6 protein-coding genes are annotated in these 6,228 nt (G+C 39.3%); all 6 read right to left on the bottom strand.

Annotation, left to right across the window (positions count from 1 at the left end; genetic code table 11):
• Window positions 1-261 precede the first annotated feature (261 nt).
• Entirely contained in the window at window positions 262-1,455 is a 1,194-nt protein-coding gene (locus RUH74_RS23910; protein WP_313805317.1) for a PDZ domain-containing protein, read from the bottom strand.
• Between the two features lie 273 nt (window positions 1,456-1,728).
• Entirely contained in the window at window positions 1,729-3,180 is a 1,452-nt protein-coding gene (locus RUH74_RS23905) for a S41 family peptidase (protein ID WP_313805314.1), read from the bottom strand.
• Window positions 3,181-3,581: 401 nt separating this feature from the next.
• Window positions 3,582-4,475: a permease-like cell division protein FtsX gene (gene ftsX / locus RUH74_RS23900; RefSeq protein ID WP_313805311.1), complete on the bottom strand. Its 894-nt coding sequence runs from the start codon at window positions 4,473-4,475 to the stop codon at window positions 3,582-3,584.
• Window positions 4,465-5,151 (bottom strand): cell division ATP-binding protein FtsE, encoded by a 687-nt coding sequence (gene ftsE / locus RUH74_RS23895; RefSeq protein WP_313805309.1) that lies wholly within the window; start codon window positions 5,149-5,151, stop codon window positions 4,465-4,467. Before ftsE ends, ftsX begins: the two co-directional genes overlap by 11 nt.
• Window positions 5,152-5,599: 448 nt before the next feature.
• Window positions 5,600-5,953, bottom strand: coding sequence for a cytochrome c551 (gene cccB / locus RUH74_RS23890; RefSeq protein WP_313805307.1), 354 nt, complete (start codon window positions 5,951-5,953; stop codon window positions 5,600-5,602).
• A gap of 52 nt (window positions 5,954-6,005) precedes the next feature.
• Window positions 6,006-6,228 (bottom strand): YitT family protein (locus RUH74_RS23885; RefSeq protein ID WP_313805305.1); only part of this gene is annotated, 223 nt, incomplete at its 5' end.

The following is a 6,228-nucleotide window of genomic DNA, read 5'->3' as shown; positions in this document are numbered from 1 at the left end:
TTTTATGGAAGAAGTTAAAATTCTGAAATAAAAATGCCCTCCATTAAAACAGAGGGCATTCGTAAAGGACTTTTTATTAAGTAAAAAATATTTTTTAAATAAAGAGCTTTCTTTTAATACAATAGTGAGACCATTCACTTCATTTCTCATTCTTTATATGAAAATTTTGCATTTTAAGGCTCACTTAGAATTCTTACAAATTCAGAAAAAATTCACACCAATTATAAAAAGATTCTCACGAATTATGAGAAATCACACATATTAAACCGCTTCACTGCCCCTATTCCTCTCATCCTGCACGAAAAGGATGCCAAGCTCATGATGATCGCCTTCATATAAAGCTCGCTGGGCAAAGCGAATTTGTCCATTTGTATCAAGTACTTCCAGCTTACAATGGGCACGATTTTTCAGAAGGGCTTCATAGAACCCATTCTTGTCATGGACATGAATGCCATTTACTTTCGTAACAATTTCGCCAACCTTTAATCCCATATGACTAGCTGGTGATTGCGGAATAATCCCCAAAACCATGACACCATGATTTCTTTTTGAGAAAAAGAAAGGACGGTTTTCGTCTGCCATTCGCTGCCTTAATGTGATAATTTCCCTGCCCACAATGGCAATGGTTACGACTGCAATCGAAGCGATCGGGAACCAATAACCGGAAATAGACAAAAGCAAGATGATCGTACCAAGCCAAATCACCTTTTTTCCCGTTTTCTTTAGTGCATCGATAGGGAGATTTCCTTGGATTTGCTGGAAAAAGCCAATGGCGAACGGGACAAGAAGGATAGAATAGGAATGCCCAGCAATGGAGAAAACTGGCCACCATTCAAAAGGATTCTTAAGTACCTCGCCTGGAATCACCAAGAATATCGGGATCATCCAAAGACGCTTTACCTCATGTACCCCAACCCTTTGCCCTCTTTTGCTTTTTATCAGCTTTGGAGACGTTCCCTTTCGCGCATTTTTGAAAATAAGGATTCCTTCTCCAATTAATAACAAAGCAAGCAGGACCGCAATAGCTGGAAAAACAGCTGGTTTCGCATCAGAAATAGACGTTAAAAAAGATGGAAGCGGCCATTTTTGTTCAACTGCAAAGATTGTTACAAAGAAGGCAAACCCTAACGTATAAGCAGGTGCCATCCAGCGAATTTTCGTTGTGAAGCTCCATAAAATCGTTAATACCGCTGTAAAGACAATTGTCTCTAGCGGGATAACAAGTCCTGCCGCTATTGTAATCAGAGACAAAACAAGCCCGATTAATAAGCCTAACGGAAGAAGCTGCCTCAGCTCAAAATATGCATTTTCCGCTCGAACATGAAAATTGCCCCTCTCTCGTTTCACCCGGGAAACGCCTAAGATAGCAGCTAAAAAGAAGAGATAATAGAAAACAGGATGAAGAAAAAACTTACCCGCTCCCTTTACAAATTCAATCAGCCATTCTTGAGCCAACATAGCCACCAACCTCTATTAATAAATTTCCATAAGAAATATTCAAGTGTCCAATATCTATTACTCTTTATTCTACCAAAATGTACACACAAAACCTATTGCAATATGAAATAAACAAAAAATAGCAGAAGGATGCCCTCTGCTATTTATGTTACAGCATACTGTCTGCTGATTGAATATAATGAAGTGTCCACCTCTCACGGACAAAATAAGCCACATTGTCCACAGCCGGTGCCAGGCACCGCGGGAAGACATTTTATAGGGAGTTTTGTTTTAGCGTGCCAGGAATCTTAGAGCGGTTTGAAGCTGGGTGTCGTTTTCTTCTTTTTTCATTTCGTCAATGATTGCCTTTTCTAATGCTGCAGCAGTCTTTTGATCAATTGCCCCACTTGCATGTAGACCGGAATACTTTTGAAAGGCCATTACGGCAACCCTTGTAGATTCACTGAAATATCCATCTTTTCTTCCCGGGGAAAAACCTAGTCCATCAAGCATTTCCTGTGCATTTTTCACCTGCTCATTGTTCATGTCCCGTACCAGCGTCTCTTCTAATTGCAGTGGATGCGTATTAAAAATTGCAGGCTGCTTGACTTCAAGTGTCGGCTGAATGCCTTTGTCATGAATCCAATTTCCATCAGGGGTCAGCCACTTAAATAAGGTCAGCTTTATATTGCTTCCATCCCCCATTGGTACTGGCTGTTGAACCGTTCCTTTACCAAATGTTTTCTCCCCAATTAACGGGTATCCTTCCGCCTCATTTAAGGCACCCGCCAAGATTTCGGAAGCAGACGCACTTCCATTATCTATTAAGACCGCAATTGGGTACTCTTTTACTTCGGTCAAGCTTGAAAAGTATCTCTTTTTCTCTCCATTCCGACGTTCAATTTGAATGATTGGCTTTTCGTTTGTAACAAGACCCTTCAAGATCTCTTGGACAGATTCCAAATAACCCCCTGGGTTTCCGCGAACATCAATAATTAGCCCCTCTAGCCCCTTTTTCTCTAAGCCTTCAAGTTTTTTTTCAAATTCTGCTGCTGTATCCTCTGAGAATGAGGTAATCTCAATATAGCCAATAGCTTTTCCATTTTGTCTTTTCAGATCAGAATAGACAGTAATTTGCGGAATTTCATCTCGTTTGACTTCAACAATTAGAGGGTCAACCAATCCTTGGCGTGCAATTTCGAGCTTTACTTTTGTCCCTTTTTCCCCTCTTATTTTTAATGTAGCTTCAAATAGATCGAGTCCTTCTATGCTTTCACCATCAATCTTTAAAATTTGATCCCTCGGTTTTAGTCCCGCCTTTTCTGCCGGTGAATCCTTAAATGGAGCAACGATGACTACCTTTCCATTATCCATGCTTACTTCGGCCCCAATTCCTTCAAAAGAAGATTCAAGTGATTCGTTGAATTGTTTGACTGTTTCCTTATCCATATAAACTGAATATTTGTCCGAGAGTGTGGAAAGCATTCCTTGAATGGCGCCTTCTACTAGCTGTTCCTCTTCCACTTTTTCAACATAGCTATTTAATATTAAATGATAGGCCTTTTCTACCTTTTTTAAATCTCCTGCTGAAATGGGAATTTGGCCTTCCACTGTAGGCGCCGCTTGATTTTCAATACTAACCTTAGGTTCATTTTTATTCATCCATTGCATTCCAGCATATGTACCGCCCGCTCCCGTCAAGAGAGACCCTGTCATTAGCAGTACAATCCACTTTCTGTTCATCCCCATCTTCCTTTCCTTCGATGTGTACCGATTTTTATTCATTCTACAATTTACTTGATTCACCTTTTTTAGGGATGCTAATTCAATATATGAAAAAATGGGACGGGTTATGAGAATTTTTTTACTATAGCGATTTCCGTATTTTTCAAGTCGATGTATTTATTTGATAACTTTTTACGTTTATCTAGCAAGTTGATTGCTTTATCTAGCAGATTTTTAATTTTATCTAGCAATTTACTAAGTTTATCTAGCATTTGTTATTTTTTTCGCATAAAAACATGCATGAGCATCTGCTAACAGCCAAATGTGTAAATGTCGGTCTTACATAAAGGGCTTGCTCAATTAGTCAGACCGACCATTTTTTTACATAAAAAAAGGAAGAAGCTTAGCTCCTTCCTTTTTTATATTTTAAGAAATTTACGTACTGACATCATGCTGCCCCAGACTCCAATTAACGCACCCATTAGGAGCAATAATCCGGATACTTGGTAAACGAATGGACTAAACTCAAGAATTTCCATGAAGTTTCCTTGCAGTTTTGGTGCCAGGTAGTCATATATATAGTTATATGATATTGCGATGAGCGCGATTGGAAGAATAGATCCAAGTACGCCAAGCCATAAGCCTTCAAGGAAGAATGGCCAACGAATGAATCCGTTTGTCGCACCTACTAATCTCATAATCTCAATTTCTCTTCTTCTCGATACAATCGTAATTTTGATCGTATTTGAGATTAAAAACATAGCTGTAAACAGCAAGCCTACGATCAAAACAAGCCCAACATTTCTCGCCCCATTAAGGAAGGAGAATAATTTTTCAACTTCACCCTGACCGTATTTTACTTTCGCAGCATAGTCAAATTTTTCTATTTTTTCGGCAACCTTCATGACATCTTCTGGATCTTTTGTTTTCACAACTAAGACATCATTTAATGGGTTGTCCTGCTCAAATAGTTTATAAGCTTCTCCTTCTTCACCAAAACTTTCAATAAGGTTATCGAGTTCCTCATCCTTTGGAGAGAAGCGAACAGTTTTGACCTCGGAGAGGCCTTCAATCTTCTTTTCCAAAGCGATTTGATCTTCTTTGTTAGCTGCGACATCAATATGAACACGAATTTCGACTTCTTGTTCAAGGGTTGATGCAACTTTATTAAGATTCATCATAATGACGAAAAATACCCCGACCAAAATAAGCGTGACAGTAACCGCACTTGCAGATGCAAATGTCATCCAGCCGTTTCTTCCGAGACTTTTCACACTTTCTTTTAAATGACGGCTAAAGGTACTAGCTTTCATAGCCATAGTCCCCCCTTTGCTCGTCACGGACAATTTTTCCACCTTCAATTGCAATCACACGATGTTTAATTTTATTCACGATTTCTTTATTATGCGTTGCCATAACCACAGTTGTTCCTCTTGTATTAATTTCATCAAAAATATTCATGATTTCCCATGATGTTTCAGGATCAAGGTTTCCAGTCGGCTCGTCAGCGATCACTACTTTAGGTGAATTGACGATTGAACGGGCAATCGAGACACGCTGCTGCTCTCCTCCGGATAATTCAGTTGGCAGCATCCGTGCTTTATGCTTCAAATTAACAAGATCCAGTGTCTCCATGACCTGCTTCTTTATATACTTTGGCTGTTCCTCTGTTACTTCAAGCGCAAATGCAACATTTTCATAGACAGTCAGTGTTGGAAGCAGCTTGAAATCCTGGAAAACGACTCCGATATTACGTCGAAGAAGAGGAACCTTGCTCGTTTTTAATTTCGCCAGATTAATCCCATTAATCATAATCGAACCACTAGATGGCTTTTCTTCTCTATACATCATTTTTATAAAAGTGGATTTACCGGCACCACTCGGACCAACCACATAAACAAACTCTCCCGCTTTGATTGATACGTCAATCCCATTCGCGGCAACTACCCCGTTTGGATACTTCTTAAATACATCCTTCATTTCTATCATTTCTATCACACCCAATATCTTTTCTGTTTATATAAATGGTTCGCAGTTCCGACTCACGAATCAATATCTTTTCATTTAAATGATTTATTCTCAGATCTACTATTTCGTCAAAAAACGACATCTTCCAGACAAAAAGGGATAAAAACCAACTTTATTTTCATTCAGCTTTCATTATAACATCAACAATCATTAAAAATCCTTGAAAAATTATTACAGTTTCTTTTCAAAGATAGAAAAGCGGAAGCGCCTTGTTCATCGCCGTATAAACGCAGAAGGCTCCGACTGAGATAAAGGAAACACGGTTTGCGGCAGCGAACCGATGTTGACTTATCGTAGGGAGGAGACCTGAAGTTTGTTAGGCGCTGTATTTTAATATACTTTCTTATCTTAGCAATAGAAAAAACGTTCTGCGGCAAACAGAACGTTTCTTGTAGAAATTATTTTACTATTACTTTTTAGCAGCTAACCATTCAGCAACTTGAGATGCTTCATCTCCGCTAAGTAATCCAGCAGGCATTGCACCTTGTCCATTAGCAATGATTGATTCAATATCCTCTTTAGAGTGAGTTGAACCAGCTTTGTCTAGAGCAGGACCTACGCCGCCTTCAAGGTTACCGCCATGGCAGCTTGAGCATTTTTGATTGAAAAGCTTTTCGGCATCGCCAGCATCAGCTGTTGTTGTTTCGCCGCCTGTTGTACCTGTGTCCTTATCTTTCGCAGTGTCGTCATCCCCGCCGCCACAAGCAGCAAGAGCAAGAACAAGAGAAGACCCTAAAAGTAATGCTAGAAGCTTCTTTTTCACTTAAAAATCCCCCTCTGGTAATATTACATATCACAGTTATATTATACCAATATTAAGCACGATTGAAACCCTCACCAAGCACCTCTGATGCATCAGTAACAATGATAAACGCAGTCGGATCAATGCTTTTGACCAATTGTTTCAATTTTGTGAACTCCGATTGATCAACGACACACATGAGAATTGGACGCTCGCTATCAGTATAACCACCGTATGCTGTTAGTTTTGTCACACCTCTATCAATTTTATTCAAAATTCCTTCACGAACTTCATTT

Source organism: Cytobacillus sp. (genome assembly GCF_032154635.1).
Taxonomy (GTDB): domain Bacteria; phylum Bacillota; class Bacilli; order Bacillales; family Cytobacillaceae; genus Cytobacillus.
Note: the sequence above shows the minus strand (reverse complement) of the source record. Positions and strands in the feature narration are given on the sequence as shown.